We start from the raw sequence: 18,703 nt of genomic DNA, 5'->3' as shown, positions 1-18,703 counted from the left end.
CAGGATGAAACAGGTGGTTTTTTTGTGCACTTTTTGAGCACGGAGCGTCTTGGAAAGAATCGCCGGGCGCATTGCACGCCCGGTGATTTCGGGTCGGATCAGGCGATATCTACGGCAGGAGCGTCGAGGCCCATGGCATTTAGCCGCGCGTAATAGCCGTTTTGTGCCAGCAGTTCATCATGGGTGCCGCGTTCGACGATCCGGCCCTGATCCATGACCAGAATCAGATCGGCCTTTTCGATGGTCGACAGACGGTGGGCAATCACCAGCGTGGTGCGGCCCTTCATCACTTGATCGAGTGCAGCCTGAATGTGCCGCTCGGATTCAGTGTCGAGGGCCGAGGTGGCCTCGTCGAGAATCAGCAGCGGGGCATTCTTGAGCAGCGCGCGGGCAATCGCCAGACGCTGACGCTGACCACCGGAGAGCAATACACCGTTCTCGCCGACCTGGGTATCCAGGCCTTCCGGCAGTTGCGCGATGAAATCCATGGCGTAGGCATCACGCGCGGCTTTTTCGATGTCTTCGCGCGGTGCACCGGCCAGATCGCCATAGGCGATGTTGTTGGCCACGGTGTCGCTGAACAGCGTGACGTGCTGGGTCACTTGCGAGATGTGGCGGCGCAGGTTGAGCAGCTTGTATTGCTCGACTTCCACACCGTCGATCAGGATCTCGCCCTTGTCGTGGTGGTAGAAACGCGGAATCAGGTTGGCCAGGGTCGATTTACCGCTGCCCGAACGTCCGACCAGCGCGACCATCTGCCCCGGTTCGACCGAGAAGCTGATGTCGTCGAGCACCTGCCGCTCGGTGTCCGGATAGGTGAAGCTCAGATTGCGCACCTCGAGACGACCGGTCACCGCATCGCGCTCGACCGTGCCGGTGTCGACTTCCGGAGCCACGTCCAGTTGCTCGAAAATGCTTTCCGCCCCGGCCACGCCTTTCTGGATGGTCGAACTGACTTCGGACAACTGGCGGATCGGTTTCGGCAACAGGCCGGCCAATGTGATGTAGGCAACCATGTCACCCGCCGAAGCGTCGCCACGCAGATACAGCACGAGGAACATCAGCACCGCCATGGCGCTGTAGATCACCAGTTGCAGCAGCGGCGTATAGATCGCCCCGGTGCGGGTCATGCGCAGCTGTTTATCGGTGTTGCCCTGGCTGGCGTCGAAGAAGCGCTTCTCTTCATAGACTTCGCCGCCGAAGCTGCGCACCACGCGATAACCCTGGATGGTTTCCGACGCGACGTGGGTCACATCGCCCATGGCCGCCTGGATTTTCTTGCTCTGTTTGCGGAATTTCTTGCTCGCGGTGCGCACCATTATCGCAATCAGCGGCAGGATCGCGACCATCACCAGCGTCAGCTTCCAGTTCATGAACAGCAACGAGGCGAACAGGAAGATCACCGTCATGCCTTCACGAATCACGACCTTGATCGCATCCGTTGCCGCCCCCGTGACCATGGTCACGTTGAAGGTGATACGGGAAATCAGATGACCGGAGTTATGCTTGTCGAAGTAGCGGTTCGGCAGCACCAGCAGGTTGTTGAACAGCTGTACCCGCAAGTCGTGCACCAGACCGAGAGAAACCTTGGCGAGGAAATAGTTGCCCAGATAAGATCCCAGCCCCTGCCACGCGGCGATCAGGATGATCAGCAGCGGAACGGCCTGCAACAGTTGCAGATCACGCAGGTACGGCACGCTCGGGAACAGCACCGCTTCGGGATTGGACAGGCCATCGACAAAGTACTTGAGGATGTAGCCGAGCATCGGCTGCGTCGAAGCGAAAATCAGGAAACCGACGATGCTGATCAGGAACAGACTGATGTACGGCCGGACATAGCCGAGCAGGCGGAAGTAGATTTTCAAGCTCGAAGGGCTTGCAGCGGGACTGGAGTCGGTCATATCACGCGAAAGGTCGAGAAAAAGGACGCTGACTTTAGCACAGCTTCTTCGGGGTTCTGGCAATCGGGCAAAGGCTGTTATTGTTAGACGTCTTTTTCAGCATCAAATAGCCATCATCGAAATGGCCGATCAACTTCAGGATTGAATCTCACAGCATGCAATCTCGCGGCTTCAGCAATACGTCCAATCGAGTTTTCGATTTCATCAGCCTGTGGATTCTGCCCATCGGTTATTTCTTGCTCTTGTGCGCGCTGTTCTTTCTGCCGGGCCGCAGCCTGCATCACAAGCTGTTTTATGGCTTGTTCAGCATCCCGACGCTGATTGCCCTGTGCCTGCGCCCGCGGGCGTTGAAAGAGTTGTTGCGCGAACCGATCTTCATCGCGTTGCTGACCTTCGCCGCATGGGCTTTGCTCAGCCTCTGCTGGGGGCCGAGTGACGAGCCGATCAGCGGCAGCTTCAAGGCCCCCTTGCACACCATCATGTTGTTCGCCGGTTGCTATCTGCTGGTGCGCTATTGCAATGACATCCTCGCGCCCTTGCTGTTCAGCGCCGCGCTGGTCGCATTGATCGCCACGATCTGCTTTATCACCCAGTTCATCTACCACCACGAACCCGGCACGCGCCTGGTCGGCGGCGGGGCGTTCGACAATCCACTGCTCAGTTCGCACATGTTCGGGTTTTTCTGTGCCTACTGGCTCAGCCTGAGCATGACCTGCAAGCACAGCCGTGTGCTGTGGCTGAGCGTGCCGGCGATGCTGATCATGTTTGCCGCAGTCATCGGCACCGGCTCAAGAACCCCGCTGGTAGCACTGACCATGGCCGCGCTCTGGCTCGGCTTTATCTGCTGGAATCGTCGCTCTCTGCTGCTGTTGGGTACATTGGCCGCCAGCGGCATCGCGGTGATCGCGCTGTTCTCGAAAATGCTCATCGAGCGCGGTGACTCCTATCGCTTCGAAATCTGGCAGATTGCCCTGCAAAAGATTGCCGAACATCCATGGATCGGACATGGCTACAACGCCAGCCTGGCGATTGATCCCGGCGTCGGTTACAGCTTTGAAGAGCCACACAGCTTTGCGCTGGGCGTGCTCTATTACGTGGGCATCCTCGGCCTGCTGCCGTGGTTGTTTTTCCAGGCTTGGGGTTTGCTCAGCAGTTGGCGCCAGCGTGTGCAACCGTTGCTGATCATTGCCTCGACCTGGCTGGTGTTCGGCATCGGCGCCGGTCTGACCGAGGGCGGCGGGATCATTTCGCGGCCCAAGGAGCACTGGTTTCTGCTGTGGATTCCACTGGCGCTGATCGCAGCGCTGAGCATCAATCAGCGCGCACGGCGCTTGCTGGCAATGCCGGTACAAAAGCTTGCGCCAGCGGATCTGCAACGCCTGAACAGCGATGCCCAGGTGATCGAAGAAGACGGCCTCGGCCCCAAAGTGCTGCGTCTGGTCGATGGCAGTTTCCTCAAGCTGTTCCGCCGCCGTCGCTGGTACACGTCGGGCAGTTTCAACCCGTATTCCGAGCGTTTTGCCGTTAACAGCGAGCAGCTGCGGACCATGGGCATTCCGACGCCACAGGTGCTGAATCTGTATCGCCTCGAGGACGGCAGCAGCGCGGTCCACTACCAGCCACTGCCGGGCCACACGTTGCGCCAGGTTCTGCAAAGCATCACAGCACCAGCGGTGCGCGGCGCACTGGTGGAACGCTTCGGCAAATTCATGGCGCAGTTGCATGAGCAAGGCGTGTATTTCCGCTCGCTGCATCTGGGCAATGTGCTGGTTCTGGAGGATGGTGAGTTCGGTCTGATTGATCTGGCCGACCTGCGGGTCTACCCGTCCCCCCTGAGCCTTTCGCTGCGCCAACGCAATCTGCGCCACATGCAACGCTACACCGTGGACAAACGCTGGCTGTTCGAAGAACACCTTGATGCGTTGCTTGAAGGGTATGCCGTAACGGCGTCGAAATCAGCTGTGGATAACTTGCGCAGGCAAGTCCTGGCTGGCAGCACCCCAGCCCCCGTCAACTGATCGCGAGCGGGGTTAGCCTCAGTCCTTTTCCAGTGGTGAAAAGTACAGGCGCCCCAATCCACGCCAGGTCTTCTTGTTCCACGCGCGAAACGGAATCTGCGCCAGCAGTTCACGCGCCATTGCGCGGTCGCGGTTGGCGAGTTTGAGGAACATCGAACTGAGAAACTTGTAGCGCACTTCGTCGTACAGCGGATGATCGCTGAACAACGCGTAGGTGCGCAGAATGTTGTCAGTCATGAAACGGTGATTCTTGTAGGAGTTGGAGGCGTGCTTGCGATAGCGCGCCATCACCACGCTCAAGCCATCAATGAAATACCCGGCGCGAGTGACCTTCAATTCGATCAGCAAGTCCTCCAGGCGAATCGTCGGATCAAAACCGCCGACCTTTTCCAGCGCTTCACGACGGATCATCAGCGTCGGCGCCGGCGGATAGGGTTTGCGCTCGAGAAACATGTCGTCGAAATCGATGCGGCGGAACGGCACGTCACGGCGCTGACGCTTCTCCGGATACAAGTTGCCTTCAGCGTCAATCAGCTCGATGTTACCGGCACAAATGCCCACCTCAGGCTTGCCGTCCATATGCGCGACCTGGATGGCGATGCGGTCTGGGTACATGATGTCGTCCGAACCGAAGGGGACGATCAGGCTGCCTTTGGCACGTGCGATTGCACCGTTGAGCGTGTTGGTCAGGCCCTGATTCTCTTGCACTCGAAAATCGAATCCGTGCAACGCCTGCAAAGCCGTGATGCGCTCGACGCTGTCGTCCTGCGAACCATCGTCGACCACCAGCAACTCGATGTTTTTGTAGCTCTGGTTGATGACGCTGAGGATGCTTTCTTCGATATACGGGCCATGGTTGTACGACGCAATGATGACCGTAACGATGGGTTGTGTGTCGCTCATGGGCGTTCCTTGCGAGCTTGCTCGAGGCCGGAGTCAATCAGATCCAGGTACTCCTGACGGAACACCTCTATGTCGTGCTGTTCCTGCAGATAGCGGTAGGCTTGAGCGCCCTTGGCCTTGAGCTCTTCGTCCGAGAGCGCCAGATATGTGTCCAGCGCTGCGACCAGACTCGGTACGTCTTTGGGCGTAATCGCCAGACCGCCAGCGCCTTCGATCAACGGCACCATTGCCGGCACATTCGAAGCGATCACCGGCAAGTGCCCGCTCATGCCTTCCAGCAACGCCAACCCCAGGCCTTCAGCCAGCGACGGCATGGTCCAGATATCGAATGCGCGCACGTATTGCAGGGCGTTTTCCTTGAAGCCCAGCAAGTGCGCACGTCCCACCAGACCAAGCTGCTCGATCTCGGCCGCCAGCGGCGCCTGCAGGCGCCCGGCACCGATTATCGCCAACTGCGTGTCGGGGTATTTGTCTTTAAGTGCGGCGAAAGCCTGCAACAGATAGGTATGACCTTTGACCGACACCAATCGCCCCAGCGCGCCGATCAGACGCACATTCGGATCGATGCCGAGCAACTCGCGAGCGCGCTCACGGCTGTGCTGCAAACCTTCGGCCTGCTCGATATCAATGGCGTTGGTGATGGCCCAGGTGTTGGCGTCGGTGAAACCGCACTTGCAGTCCAGCAGGTACTGCTTGACCGCGGGCGAGACGCCGACGAAACGCCAGTGCCGATCAATCAGACGTTGCGTCTGACGGCGCCGGTAGAAGCGGTCGTATTCGCCAAAGCCGTGGGAAATGCCGATGCACAGCGGCACTTTCAGCCAGCGATTGAGCGTGAGCATCATGTTCACCGGTTTGAAGCGATTGCAGATGACTACGTCGAATTTTTCCTGACGACAGAATTTGTACAGCGCCCACATCGCGCGCAAGCGCAGGCCCTTGAGCGACTTGTCGGAAAACTCGAAATACACCGAACGGTCGGCCCGGCTGACAGCCTCGCCCGGCCCTGGTTTGCCGCGCAGAAACGCTGCGGTTACCTCAAAGCGATCAGCCGGCAGGGCTTTGACAATCTGCTCCGCGAGGTCGGCGAAATCATGGGCTTTGACGTTGTAGTCTGGCTGCAGCTGCAGAACCTTTGACCGTTGACTCATAAATCTCCCCGGTGAAAACCCGTTGCATCAATGATCCAGGCGGGATCGGCAGCAATGCGCCTGATCTCCGCCGGATCGGGTTGAGGTAACCGTGACCATTCGTTGCGCTTCCAGCAGACGAAATGGAAATACGGAAACCGGCGATCGCCATCGCGATCGTTGCTCAAATTGCCATTGCGCCAAAACCAGCGGCGCGGAAAATCATCGGTGCCATCGTGCCACTTGATGCAGCCCCCGGGTGTACTGAATGCCTCAGTGAACTCGCTGCGGCGACGCCACGGATTGAACTTGCCCACCAGAGTGAACAGCGGCTCGGGAAAATTCTTGCGCCAGAGAAAAATTCGACTGAATGCTCCTTCATCCAGCGCATGGTGTTCTTGATCGGTAAACCGCAGCCGCCAATTCTTTATCTTCATGAACAGCTCACGCTTGCGCGCCGTGTTGCGCATCAGGCACAGATGCCCGGCAACCCGTCGTTCATGGGTCGAAAACAGGTCATATCCGGCCAGTCGATCAGGCGTGAAGTAACTTCGCAGGTCACCGTATACGAGGTCAATATCGCCGAATGCCCAAAAATCATAGCCTTGCAGTCGATCGGCATGGATGTGGCCAAGCGCAGGCTTGATGTCGCACAGCTTGTAAGCCGCCCGAGGGGCGAAATCGATCCCCAGCCGTTTTGACACCAACCCGCAGTAATCGTCGAACGTCATGGCCTCGACCGTGACGTTGGGCGGCAGATTCGGCGGTGTACCGCAGTCACTGAACAGCAGCCAATCAATGTCGGCATTGTGCCGGCAACTTTCAAGGAAGAACGGCATCCAGAATGGCCACTGGCCAAAATACGGAATCAGAAACAGAATCCGAGGGTATGGATTAATCACAGTAAATCACCGGCGCTATCAAACACACGTCAATGCTAAGCCGCGAATGGCTTCAATTCTGCTTCACAGGTGTTTCACCATGCTTCAAAAGCCAGAACAATTCATGGCGTCTGACGGCTTTTCTGAAGAATTCGTTCTCGCCGTACACCGACGGTGCCCTGCAAGCCAGAAAACGCTGGAATAACCGGCGCAAGCGGCGCTTGAAAGGTGCCGGCGGTTGCAGGTCATGCATCATGCCCAGCGCCATGGCTTTATCGCGTTGCTGCTCGATTGATAACGGCAAACACAACGGCTGCATCGCTACCGATGCGTCAAACGCCGGTGGCAGTGCGATGCCTTGCCCGGAATCACCCATCGGCCAGCGGTCGTTGTCGTGCAAATGATTGGCGTAACCCAGCAGCGTCGGCTGCCAGTCGAGACCGCTGAGGGCTTCGAGCACAGCTTGTCGGGCACAGATATGGTCGGGGTGCGGATCAAGTGTCGGGTGCGGCAACACGAGCACATCCGGACGTGCCCGGATCAGCACTTCGCGCAAGTCGGCCAGCAGATTGTTCCAGGTCGGTGCGCCGTCGGCATCGCCGGGCAAGATGAACGGATTGAGTTGGCGAAACAGCCGAGTGTCGTTCAAATCCGCTTCGCGCGAACCAACAGGCTGGCTTGGTGCAGCTTGCATCGCCGCCAGTTGCAGGCAGAAATAGCCAAGCTGTACGCAGTTCTCCGGCGGCACACCGGCCCAGCGCGGCACCGCAAGGCTGTCCCAGGCACGCAGCCGGCCCTTGAGCCGTGCCGCCTCGACCTGGTTCAGTCCGAGCTTTTGGTAGTGCTCGGCTTCGATCTCGCCGGCCGTCAGGGTGACGATCCAGGCGTCATCGGCCTGGCTGTACAAACCGTAAGCGGCGAGCTCGGCATCGTCGGCGTGGGGTGCGATGACCATGACTCGCTGACGGCGGTAGTCCGGCTGTTCCAGCGCCCACAGGACGGGTTCGCCAGAGACTCGGCAATAGCGCCCGCGCAGGCGCAGCTGACCTTGCGACAAGGCCTGCGCCTGACCGCTGAGGTTCAGATAACGCAAACCGTTAACGCCTCGCTCGAAGGTCTGCACGTCGGAATTGGTTCCGCCGATCAACTCGACGCGCGGATCGAGAAAACGTCCGAGCCAAGAGCCTTTCACCCGTACAGCGAGAATCAGCGTGGCATCGTCGACCAGCATCACGCCCTCGTCCAGGCGCAATTGCTCACCGCTCAAATGCACTTTCGGCTGCGGGGTATAGGGAGGAAAGCTGTATTGGTAATCGTCTTTAGGCGAATAGAACAAATGGTCGGCAAACCACGCTTCATGGGCGATCCAGCCGACGACTGCCAGCACCAGCGGCAGCCACCAGACGACCAACACACCGAGGGCAATCAACCCGACCAGCGCAATCAACAGACCGATCCGCTTGTTGCGACGGTGACGCTTGAGCAGTTGCTGTTTGCGGCTCATGGGCTGACTCATACGGTGAACACCGGCACAGGATTGCACCAGCGATCCTTGTATTCACGGTCGGCGCGACCAAAGGAAAAACGCAGCGGCTTGTTCAGCGCGCGGGCATGTTCCCAGGCGCTTTGCGTGTTGAGGAAACTCAGTACGCTGCCGGGGCTGAACTCACGGGTTTCGGGATCGACGCCGCCATTGATGTACTCGACGCTGATCCACTCGGCGGCCTCGACGCGATACACCAATTGGATCGCAATCGGCGCATCGTTGAGGAAAATCACCGAACCGATCAACAGTTCGCGCAACAGCTCGATGACTTCAGCCATGCGCGCCGCGCCAGTGGCCGGGAAGCCCCAACGACGCTGAAACAGATCGCAGTAGATCGCTGCCAGTTCACTGCTGGAAAACTCGCTGACCGGTCGCACCACACCGCCGGCCTCTTCCAGCAGACGCAATTCGCGGCGCTGGTTGTAGCGAAACTTCTTCGACAGTTCTTCGGGAGTTCGGGCCATCGCCAGTTGTTCGGTCTGCGGTTTGAGACCGCTGAAGCGAGTTTCGTTGAGTTGCGACAGGTAGCGCCCGCGATGACGCAGCGGTGCCTGAGCGTCAGCGGCGGCTGGCAGGATCAGCTCGGCGTTACCGAGATCAAACAGCCCCTTTTTGCCATTGCGCTTGAGCACGTCCTTGGACAGTGCCAGATCGCGGCCCCAGGTCGGGATCGCGGCTTGCATTTCGCCCTGCAGCTCCCAGGCCAGATAACGCACCGGAATGCCGGCCAGATCCGCCAGACGCTCAACCACCATAGGATGGGTCGCGACGCTGCCGCCAAAACGCTGCCAGGCCTGCGCATAAGTTGAGGCGTCGACGAGCGACCAGCCACGTTCACGCCAGCCTTGAAATCGGTTGAGCATCAGCCCCTCGGTGCCAGATCGGTAACTTGTGGCAAATGCCAGAAGATTTCGCGCACCGCGCGGTCGGAAAAGCGCTCACGCAGGCGATCGAGCATCATTTCGGCACACTGCCGACGTTGATGATCGTCCATCGCGGCCAGATGCTGCAGCCCCTGAGCCAGGCGTTCGGCATCGCCGACCGGGAACAGAATGCCCACGCCTTCGGCCACTTCCCTGGCCCCGGAGCACGCCGTGGCGAGCAACGGCACACCGGCGGCCATGGCCTCCAGCAGCACCATGCCGAACGGTTCGTGATCGGAGCTCAGAGCGAATACATCGAAGGCGCGGAAGTAGATGCGCGCTTCCGGTACCTGACCGAGAAACAGCACCCGGTCACCGATACCCAACTCGCGAGCCAGCTCTTTGAGGTTCTGCTCCAGACGTCCGATGCCAAGGATCACCAGTTGGCTATTGGCCGGCAGACCGGGCAATGCCGCGGCGAAACCATGCAGCAACGTGGTCTGATCCTTGTCCGGATGCAGGCGACCGACGTTGCCGACAATCCACGCATCCGCTGCCAGACCGAGGGTCTCGCGCGCTTCGCGAACTGACACCTGACGGGTCTGCAGCGCTAGCACATCGATGCGGTTGTACAGGGTCTGGATACGCTCTGCCGGCCACTTCGGCAAGCAGCGCCGCATGTTGTCGCGCACCGAATCGGACACGCCCAGCAGGCTCAGACGCTTGCGAAAGAACTGCGCGAACAATCTGCGCGTGCCGCGTTTGTAGTCGTCAAACGCGTGATGCACGCCAATCACCGGCAGCGAGGTGCCGAGCAAGGCGATGTAGGTCGGCTTGAAGCGATGGGCGATGCAGAAACTGAAATTGCGTGAAGCGGCGATCTTGCGCAGATCGCCAATGGCTCCCAGCTTCAGGCCACGAATGGCCTTGGAGCTGTATTCCATGAATAACACTTCATCGGAAGCGCAGGCCGCGGCCACCTCGCTATCAGCCGCCCCGGTCAGGAAGACCGTGGTGACCCGATAGCCGGTGCCGACAAACAGGCTGGCATACTGCCGCGCGCAGTCCAGGAACGGCCCGTCATAGCCGTGGCAGAACTGCAACACATGGCGTTCAGCCGAGCGTGTCATAAGCGTTTGCGCCCTCTTTGACCACCAAGATGTCTTCCATGATCAGATACTGTAGATCGGAACCGAAGAACATGTTCAGCGCATCGGTCGGTGAGCAGATCATCGGCTCGCCACGGCGGTTGAGCGAGGTGTTCAGCGACACGCCGTTACCGGTCAGCACTTCGAGCGCTTTCATCATGTCGTAGTAGCGCGGATTGTATTCGCGCTTGAGCACCTGAGCCCGGGACGTACCGTCTTCATGGACAACTTCCGGCACGCGGGTCTTCCACTCTTCGGCCACTTCGAACGTGAAGGTCATGAACGGTGCAGGATGATCGATCTTGATCATCTGTGGAGCAACGGTGTCGAGCATCGACGGGCAGAAAGGCCTCCAGCGCTCGCGGAACTTGATCTGGTGGTTGATGCGGTCAGCCACACCGATTGCGCTCGGGCAACCAATGATCGAGCGACCGCCCAAGGCACGCGGACCAAACTCCATGCGGCCCTGGAACCAGGCTACCGGGTTGCCGTCGACCATAATCTTGGCGATGTTTTCCGGCATGTTGTCGAGCTTGCGCCAGGCCGGCTTGCTCGCATGACGCGCGCAGGCAGCGATCACGTCTTCGTTGCTGTACGACGGGCCGAGGTAGACGTGTTCCATCTTCTCTACCGGTACTCCGCGAGCGTGCGACACGTAAGCTGCCGCGCCAACCGCAGTGCCGGCATCGCCGGACGCCGGTTGCACGAACAGTTCTTTTACGTCGTCACGCGCGATGATTTTCTGGTTGAGCTTGACGTTCAACGCGCAGCCGCCGGCGTAGGCCAGCTTGCCGGTTTCCTTGAGCACGTCGCCCAGGTAGTGATCGATCATCTGCAGCGAAATTTTTTCGAACAGCGCCTGAATGCTCGCCGCGTAGTGGATGTACGGCTCGTCGGCGATGTCGCCTTCGCGCTTCGGTCCCAGCCACTCGATCAGCTTCGGCGAGAAGTAATAGCCTTTGCCCTTCTCTTTGTAACGACGCAGGCCGATGACGTTGGCGTAGTCGGTGTTGATCACCAGCTCGCCGTTTTCGAACGAGGCCAGACGCGAAAAGTCATATTTGCTGGCGTCGCCGTACGGCGCCATGCCCATGACCTTGAACTCGCCATCGAGCATATCGAAACCGAGGAACTCGGTGATTGCGCCGTAGAGGCCGCCGAGGGAGTCCGGATCAAAGAATTCCTTGATCTTGTGGATCTTGCCGTTCTCGCCGTAACCGAAGAAGGTCGTGGCGTATTCGCCCTTGCCGTCGATACCGAGAATCGCGGTTTTCTCTTTGAAACCCGAGCAGTGGTAGGCGCTGGAAGCGTGAGCCAAGTGGTGTTCAACAGGCTCGATCTTGATTTTTTTCGGATCGAAGCCCAGTTGCTCAAGGCAGAAGACGATCTTGTTGCGATAGCGCTTGTAGCGACGATTGCCCATCAGGATCGCATCGAGGGCGCGATCCGGGGCGTACCAGTAACGCTTGGCGTACTGCCAGCGCGCCTTGCCGAACAGGCTGATCGGGGCGAAAGGAATCGCCACCACGTCAACGTCGGAAGGCTTGATGCCGGCTTGTTCCAGGCAGAACTTTGCCGATTCGTAGGGCATGCGGTTCTTTGCATGTTTATCGCGTACGAAGCGCTCTTCCTCAGCCGCCGCGACCAGCTTGCCGTCGATGTACAAGGCTGCGGAAGGATCATGGCTAAGGGCGCCGGACAGGCCAAGAATCGTCAATGCCACAGGGGTCTAGCCTCTTTAGTCTGCATTCAGGCGCAAGGCGCCTCGAAAAATAATGTGCCCTCGCACCGGGCGAGTGACAGCTAAAGGGCGGGATTATAGCGTAAACGTGGCTGGAATAATCCTGTGCGAATTGACCCAGGCTCTTCAACCCGGTGAACCCCGTCCTGGCGGGCTATCTGCGACCCACGCGCCAGTAAATGCTGATGCTCCCATCCACCGTCTGGCGATAGATCGTGTACGGCAGGCACGCCGTGTCGAGTACCCCGGACAGGGTCAGGTCAAGCAGGACGACGGGCACCAGAATGCCCGTGGGATCGGGAGGCGCATGCAGCAGACAGAAGCCGTGGGCCAGACCGCTGTAAACGCGCGGAATGGATTGGCAGTAGGTTTTTTGTTTTCTCAGACTTCGCGTAGCGCCTTCATCATCCTGCAACACCGTGACGGCGGTGCCGCAGCCGGATAAAGCCCAGGAAAAAGCGCCGATGGTTACAGCCGTTTTTATGCTCAAGATTTGCCCTCCACAAACATTGGGGCAAATTAGCATCGGGCCTGAAGGAGGGGCAGTTCATGGGTTCTGTAGAGGCTGTAGGACAAGTCACAAGGATTTGTCGCCACATGCCCCATCAGAATTTTTTGCGGAATGGCCCTACAGGCATGCGAGATAAATCACGCAGCGCCCGACACATCCTTGGGCAAACGCTGATCAATCAGTTGATACAACGCGCTGCTCTCCGGCCAGTTACGCATGAACCGCGCGCGATCCTTCGCATAGGCCGGGGCAAAGCTGCCCACGGAGCCGTGCTGGCACATCGAATCCAGATCGATAAGCGCCCAGCGATCCTCGTGCCAGAACAGGTTGTGGCCCTTGAAATCGCCATGGCTGATGCGCTCGGCAATCAGCCGCGCGAACAAGTTATCCAGCGCGAGTAATTCATTTTCCGGCGCATCGCCGTTTTCCACGTACGGCGCAAACCGCTCGATGATGTCCGGCCCCGGCAGATATTCCGTCACCAGGTAAGCCTTGCAGCGCAGCCAGAAAAACCGCGTCTCCAGCATCGCCAGCGGTTTCGGCGTGGCGATCCCGAGGAAGGCCAGGCGATTGCCTTCACGCCACGAATGCCAGGCGCGGCTCGGACGCCAGAAACGTTTGAGCCAATGGGCGAACCCCTTGATGTTGTAACGCTTGATCACCAGCGCGCGACCGGCCACTTCGACCTTTCCGACGCTCGCCGCGCCGCCGGTCTTGTACAGATGGCCCTGATCGAGCAAGGCATCGGCCTGCTCCAGCACCGGCAGCATCGCCGCTTCTTCCTCGCGGCGAATCGCGCGCAATCCGAACGCGCCGCGCTGGACACTGAACAGCGTGCATTCACGCCCGACCTTGATCAGGTAATCGCGCAAACGCCAGGCGCGGACTTTGTCGATCTGCTTCTGCAAGGCTTCCAGCGGCAATGCATGCTCGGCGTTGCTCAGCAGGTAATGCACGAGCAGTTCTTCGGTGAACGGTTCCAGCGCCTTGGGCAACTGGGCGAAAAACACCCCGAGGTTTTCCAGCACTTTCTGTCGCGACAACGGTTGGCCAGCGCTTTCGGCGCAGATACCGGCACCGTCGATCAAGTACAACTGACCGCCGTGGCGCAGCAAGTTATCCAGATGCAGATCTTCCTGCCACAACCCTTTGCCGTGCAGTTGAGCAATAGCGCCAAGGGCTTCGGCCAATACGGCTGTTTGCTCATCTGCCAGCACCGGCAATGCTTCGACTTGCTGCCAGGCATCACCCAGACTTTCCGCGTTTTCGAGGAATTCGAACAGCAGCCAGCCGCCCTCACCGTCCTTCAAACCATCGGCCAATAGCAGCGGCGTGGTCAGGCCCTGCGCGGCCAGCAGTTTCACGCCTTGCAGTTCACGCTGAAAATGCCGCGCGGCTTTGCCGCCCACCAGCAACTTGGCCAGCACCGGGCGCCCGCGCCACACGCCGGCACCGACGTAACGCTGGCCCGGCAATACCCGCAGCAGGCTGAGCAACTGCAAATCCGCCGTGCCCGCCGCATCCGCCAACGAGACAGTCAGCGGCAGACTCGGCGTGCGCCCGGCGTTTTTCAGGTCGGACAGCTGCATCAGCGCGCCCTCTTGTAGCTGCGGCGCGCGGTCAGCCGTGTGATCCAGCTGTCGACCAGCGAACTGTCGGTCGATTGCTCGAGATACACCGCCAGCAGTTCACGCTGCTGCGCTTCGCTCCACTGCGGTGCACGCCGCAGTAGCGGTTCAAGATCCTTGACCCGATCACGCTGACCGAACAGCAATGGCCGGGTTTTCTCCAGATCGATCAACTGCGCTCGATAGCCCGCGCCATTGGCCTGCAAGAAAATGTGCTTGGGATAAAAACAGCCATGCACCTGACGCACACCGTGCAGATACCGCGCCAGTTGACCGCAGGCCGTGAGAATCGCCGATTGCTGCGCAGCGCTCAGACTCGACCAGCGCTGCAACAGCGAATCAAGATCGTCCCAGCCATCGAGGGCACGGGTCAGCAGGATCGCGCGGACTTCGCCTTCGACTTTGCGCTGACCGAAGAACACCGCTTGCAACGCTGGAATCCCGAGCTTTTTGTAGCGACTGATGTTGCGAAATTCCCGGGCAAAGGTCGGCTCGCCGAACGGCGCATGCAAGGTGCGGGTCAGATAATTGCTCTGGCGCTTGAGGTAATAGGCGTGACCTTCAACCTCGAGGCGAAACACGCTGCTCCAGCCTCCGCCGGCGGTGTTCGGCTCATCCACCGCTTCGAGCTGTTTGGCCCAGAGTGCGTCGAAGGAACCGAGGCCGTGGCGCTCAAGCAGCGCTCGGTCTTCAGCGGCGAGAAAATCAGTCATTCGCGTCCCTCGAAAAATCTCACTACGTGACGAATGCGTTTCTTGTCGGCGGCATTCAGTCGGTCACGCTGGCGATATTGCAGGTAAAAGCGCAGGCGCTGGGTACTCGACAGGTGATATTTGGCCACCTTGTCGAGGCAGGCCAGATCCTTGGTGATCCGGTACTTGAGCCAGAACCCGCGCCAGAAATCGCCGTTCGGGCAGTCGATCAGAAACAGCTGTGCCTGATCGTCGATCAGCAAATTGCGCCATTTCAGATCGTTGTGCGTGAAGCGATGGTCATGCATCACGCGGGTATACGCGGCCAACTGGCGGCTGACACCATCGACCCAGGCCCGATCCTTGAGTTTCGGATCATTGCGGTCGGCCAGCGCCGACAGGTCTTCGGTACGCGGCAATTCGCGGGTGATCATCGCCCCACGGTCATACGCCATGCCGTTGCGTTCCAGGCCCCAAGCCACAACCTCGGCTGTGGGAATACCCCATTTGGCGAAACGCTTGAGATTCTGCCACTCCATCTTCACCCGAGGTTTGCCCAGATAACGGCGCAAGCCTTTGCCGGCACCGACGTAGCGCTTGACGTAATAATTGACGCCATTGCGCTGTACGCGAATCACCTCGGACAGCGGATCCCAGGTCAGGCGCTCGCCCTGCAACGCGAACACCGCTTCAAGGCTACCGAAATCTTCCGCGAGGTCGCTGTACTCAGGCTCTAAAGTCCAACCGGCCATCAGAGCGCATCCCCATAACGCTGTTTGCGCGCATAAAGCTTGTTGGCCTTGCCTTCGAGCCAGCTCAGCAGCGCTGCTTCTTCCGCCAGAATCTGGCGCAGCGGTTGCTGGAAATAGCCTTGGAGAAAACGCAGTTTGTCGCGGCGAGTCAGACCGATGTCCAGCGCGGAAAAGTACAGCGCGGCCAGATCCTTGTTGCGCCAGCGCTGTGTGATCTTCGTGCGGGTCTGGGCACGGTGCAGGTCGATCACCGAAAGCTTGAAGTCTTCAGCCGTCACCGGTTTGTCGGTGTGCAGCAGGAAGTGGCAGATGTAGCAGTCGCGATGGTTAACCCCGGCGCGGTGCATCATGCCGGTCATGCGTGCGACTTCGGCGATCAGTGCGCGCTTGAGTTTCGGCTGCGGTGGCTGCTTGATCCAGTCGATGCTGAAATCTTCGAGGCTGACGGTCGGCGCCAGCTCTTCGGTGACGATGAACGAATGCTGATCTGCCGGGTTGCTACCCTTCTCGCCGTATGCAACGGCGGTCATGGTCGGCACGCCGACTTCCTGCAAACGCTGGATCGCCTTCCACTCCTGGCCCGCGCCGAGCACCGGCAGCTTGGCGGTCAGCAGATTTTTGAAGATTTCGCCCCAGCCAATGCCCCGGTGGATCTTGACGAAAAATCCGTTGCCGTCGACTTCCGTGCGCAAAGTCCGCCGAGCTTCCAGCTCGCGGTATACCTCGCCTTGCAAGCCCTCGACTTCCGCGAACGGATCGCGGCCAGCCCAGAGGCTCTTGAACGGTTCAGCCAGCATCAACTTCATTTAAGCGTGCTCCGCCAGAATCACATCGGCCGCGTGCTGCGGCATGCTGTAGAGGTCGGCCGTCTCGGCAAAAGCCAGACCGTTGCGGCTCCAGGCCGCCCGTGCAGCGTCGTCGTGCAACATTTCAGTCAAAAATTGCGTCAACTGCGCCTGATCGAACGGTTCGTCCAGCACTCGCCCGGCGTCGGCCTCGGCGATGTAATGGGCGTAACCGCAGACCGCGCTGACCAGTACCGGCAACCCGGCGACCAGCGCTTCGAGCAGCACGGTACCGGTGTTTTCGTTGTACGCCGGGTGGATCAACAGATCGGCGCCGAGCAGGAAACGCGGGATATCGCTACGGCCCTTGAGGAACGTCACGTTATCGCCGAGCCCCAGAGTGGCGCTCTGCATCTGGAACAATTTGGGGTCATCCTGGCCGATTACAAACAGCCGGGTGCGTTTCTTCAATTCGGCTGGCAGCGCGGCCAGTGCTTTGAGGCTGCGATCAACGCCCTTGGTCTTGAACCCGGAGCCGATCTGCACCAACAGCAATTCGTCGTCTTTCAGATTGAATTCGGCGCGGAACCCGGCACGAATCTCGTCGGCATCCGCTGGACGGCGACGATCCTGAGCGATGCCCGGCGGCAGCAAATGGAAGCGTTCCAGCGGCGTGTCGTAATGCTTGATGAACAGCGGCTGCTGCACTTCGGAAATCATCAGCACTTCGGTCTTCGCGTCTTTGGCGAACACCGCGCGCTCGTACTCGGCGAAATGCCGGTAGCGGCCCCAGCGACGGTACAGCAAGTTGCGCAGATTCTGCGCCTTGTCTTCGAAGCAGCCGTCGGCGGCGTAATACACGTCCAACCCCGGCATCTTGTTGAAGCCGATCAGACGATCCACCGGACGCTTGGCCAGATCAGCCTCCATCCACGCGCTGAGTTTTTCGTTACGGCGGTGATTGAAGAACGCCTTGACCGGCGCCACCAGCACTTCGAAACCGGGCGGCACGTCGCCCTCCCAGATCAGCGTGTAGACGCGAATCTTGTGGCCGCGCTGTTGGCATTCGAGGGCGATGCGCATGAAATCGCGCTGCAGACCACCGAACGGGAAATATTTGTACAGGACAAAAGCCAATTGCATCAGCGCAGCTCCTCAGCCATTAACAACGTGCTCAGACGGCTGGCGACACGCTCGGGATTCAGACGCGTGAAGCACAGAGGCCACTCGCGTTTCAGGTCAAACTGACGGGCATCCTGCGCGGTCGGTTGATACGTACATTTCTTTTGCAGGCACGGCGCGCACGGGAAGTCACTGCCGAGATGAATCTGCAGCTTGCCATAGGCGCCGGTCAGGCCCGGATTGGTCGGGCCGAACAGGGAAATCGTCGGCACATCCAGCGCAGCGGCCAAGTGGCCCAGACCGGTGTCCACCGCCACGCAAGCCTGCGCGCCGGCCAAGACTTTGCCGACCCCGGCCAGATTGAGTTTCGGCAGCACTTCGGCGTGTTTGAAACCGGCAGCGATGCGCTCGGCGCGGGCCTTCTCCAGCGGATTGCCCCACGGCAGCTTGATGCCGACGCCGAGGTAGCCGACGCGTTCGGTCAGCTCGCGCCAGTAGGCTTCCGGCCAGTGTTTGGTGTCCCACGTGGTGCCGTGCAGGAACACCACGTAGGCACTCTTGCGTGGCAACTCGACCAGCGGCTCGACGTTGAGACCGTAATCGCCCAAGCCTTTCGGCAAGTCATAGCCTAAAGCGATGGCGAACAACTGACGCACACGCTCGACCGCGTGCTGACCACGCGCCACTGCCAGTTTGCGGTCGTAGAACCGCGCGGCAATTGGCTCGCGCGCCGAGCCTTTATCCAGACCGGCCACCGGAGCCTTGACGTAGCGCGTCAGCCAGGCGCTTTTCAGCAGGCCCTGGGCGTCGATTACCAAGTCATATTTCTGCGCGCGTACCGCTTGCTTGAAGCGCTTCCACTCGCCGCTGGTGATGGTTTTCCAGATGTTCTTGCGCCAGCGGCGGATCGCCACCGGAATCACTTTGCCCACGGCCGGGTGCCAGGTCGGAATCTCGGCGAAGCCTTCTTCCACCACCCAGTCGAACTTGATTCCGGGAATGGCCCGGGCGGCGTCAGTCAGCGCCGGCAACGCGTGAATCACGTCGCCCAGCGATGAAGTCTTGATCAGCAATATGCGCAA

The 18,703-nt window shown here is 59.7% G+C and carries 16 protein-coding genes; 1 reads left to right on the top strand and 15 read right to left on the bottom strand.

The window, feature by feature from the left end:
• Window positions 1–98: 98 nt before the first annotated feature.
• On the bottom strand, window positions 99–1,901 hold the full coding sequence (msbA, locus tag ACP7EE_RS02070) for a lipid A export permease/ATP-binding protein MsbA (protein ID WP_426201634.1): 1,803 nt from the start codon (window positions 1,899–1,901) through the stop codon (window positions 99–101).
• A gap of 155 nt (window positions 1,902–2,056) precedes the next feature.
• Between msbA and ACP7EE_RS02065 the strand changes: the two genes are divergently transcribed.
• Window positions 2,057–3,919 (top strand): O-antigen ligase family protein, encoded by a 1,863-nt coding sequence (locus ACP7EE_RS02065; protein ID WP_426233157.1) that lies wholly within the window; start codon window positions 2,057–2,059, stop codon window positions 3,917–3,919.
• 18 nt (window positions 3,920–3,937) lie between these two features.
• On the opposite strand, the gene ACP7EE_RS02060 is transcribed toward ACP7EE_RS02065, so the two are convergent.
• From ACP7EE_RS02060 to waaC, 14 genes are all read right to left on the bottom strand, one after another.
• On the bottom strand, window positions 3,938–4,822 hold the full coding sequence (locus tag ACP7EE_RS02060; RefSeq protein ID WP_420646969.1) for a glycosyltransferase: 885 nt from the start codon (window positions 4,820–4,822) through the stop codon (window positions 3,938–3,940).
• On the bottom strand, window positions 4,819–5,973 hold the full coding sequence (locus tag ACP7EE_RS02055) for a glycosyltransferase family 4 protein (RefSeq protein ID WP_426201638.1): 1,155 nt from the start codon (window positions 5,971–5,973) through the stop codon (window positions 4,819–4,821). Before ACP7EE_RS02055 ends, ACP7EE_RS02060 begins: the two co-directional genes overlap by 4 nt.
• Window positions 5,970–6,854: a DUF6625 family protein gene (locus tag ACP7EE_RS02050; protein WP_426233155.1), complete on the bottom strand. Its 885-nt coding sequence runs from the start codon at window positions 6,852–6,854 to the stop codon at window positions 5,970–5,972. The genes ACP7EE_RS02055 and ACP7EE_RS02050 overlap by 4 nt, the downstream gene beginning before the upstream one ends.
• Window positions 6,855–6,906: 52 nt before the next feature.
• On the bottom strand, window positions 6,907–8,337 hold the full coding sequence (locus tag ACP7EE_RS02045) for a PIG-L family deacetylase (protein ID WP_426233153.1): 1,431 nt from the start codon (window positions 8,335–8,337) through the stop codon (window positions 6,907–6,909).
• Window positions 8,338–8,345: 8 nt separating this feature from the next.
• Window positions 8,346–9,242, bottom strand: a complete 897-nt coding sequence (locus tag ACP7EE_RS02040) for an antimicrobial resistance protein Mig-14 (RefSeq protein WP_426233151.1) — start codon at window positions 9,240–9,242, stop codon at window positions 8,346–8,348.
• Complete coding sequence (locus ACP7EE_RS02035) at window positions 9,242–10,372, bottom strand: glycosyltransferase (protein WP_426233149.1); 1,131 nt, start codon at window positions 10,370–10,372, stop codon at window positions 9,242–9,244. The genes ACP7EE_RS02040 and ACP7EE_RS02035 overlap by 1 nt, the downstream gene beginning before the upstream one ends.
• Entirely contained in the window at window positions 10,356–12,113 is a 1,758-nt protein-coding gene (locus ACP7EE_RS02030; protein WP_420646963.1) for a carbamoyltransferase, read from the bottom strand. Before ACP7EE_RS02030 ends, ACP7EE_RS02035 begins: the two co-directional genes overlap by 17 nt.
• 172 nt (window positions 12,114–12,285) lie before the next feature.
• On the bottom strand, window positions 12,286–12,621 hold the full coding sequence (locus tag ACP7EE_RS02025; RefSeq protein ID WP_420646962.1) for a YceK/YidQ family lipoprotein: 336 nt from the start codon (window positions 12,619–12,621) through the stop codon (window positions 12,286–12,288).
• Between the two features lie 158 nt (window positions 12,622–12,779).
• Window positions 12,780–14,231 carry a lipopolysaccharide kinase InaA family protein gene (locus tag ACP7EE_RS02020; protein ID WP_426233146.1) on the bottom strand — a complete coding sequence of 484 codons (1,452 nt, stop codon included), beginning with the start codon at window positions 14,229–14,231 and terminating at the stop codon, window positions 12,780–12,782.
• Window positions 14,231–14,983 (bottom strand): lipopolysaccharide kinase InaA family protein, encoded by a 753-nt coding sequence (locus tag ACP7EE_RS02015; protein WP_426233144.1) that lies wholly within the window; start codon window positions 14,981–14,983, stop codon window positions 14,231–14,233. The genes ACP7EE_RS02020 and ACP7EE_RS02015 overlap by 1 nt, the downstream gene beginning before the upstream one ends.
• Entirely contained in the window at window positions 14,980–15,714 is a 735-nt protein-coding gene (locus ACP7EE_RS02010) for a lipopolysaccharide kinase InaA family protein (protein ID WP_420646959.1), read from the bottom strand. The genes ACP7EE_RS02015 and ACP7EE_RS02010 overlap by 4 nt, the downstream gene beginning before the upstream one ends.
• Window positions 15,714–16,520: a lipopolysaccharide core heptose(I) kinase RfaP gene (rfaP, locus tag ACP7EE_RS02005; RefSeq protein WP_426201653.1), complete on the bottom strand. Its 807-nt coding sequence runs from the start codon at window positions 16,518–16,520 to the stop codon at window positions 15,714–15,716. Before rfaP ends, ACP7EE_RS02010 begins: the two co-directional genes overlap by 1 nt.
• Entirely contained in the window at window positions 16,521–17,642 is a 1,122-nt protein-coding gene (locus ACP7EE_RS02000; RefSeq protein WP_426233142.1) for a glycosyltransferase family 4 protein, read from the bottom strand.
• The gene (gene waaC, locus ACP7EE_RS01995) at window positions 17,642–18,703 is read right to left on the bottom strand and encodes a lipopolysaccharide heptosyltransferase I (protein WP_420646956.1); all 1,062 of its coding nucleotides are present in this window, start codon (window positions 18,701–18,703) and stop codon (window positions 17,642–17,644) included. Before waaC ends, ACP7EE_RS02000 begins: the two co-directional genes overlap by 1 nt.

The sequence above is a fragment of the Pseudomonas sp. TWP3-2 genome (genome assembly GCF_049897765.1).
In the GTDB taxonomy this organism is placed as follows: Bacteria; Pseudomonadota; Gammaproteobacteria; order Pseudomonadales; family Pseudomonadaceae; genus Aquipseudomonas.
The sequence above is the reverse complement of the archived record's forward strand: the minus strand, read 5'-3'. Positions and strand labels throughout refer to the sequence as shown.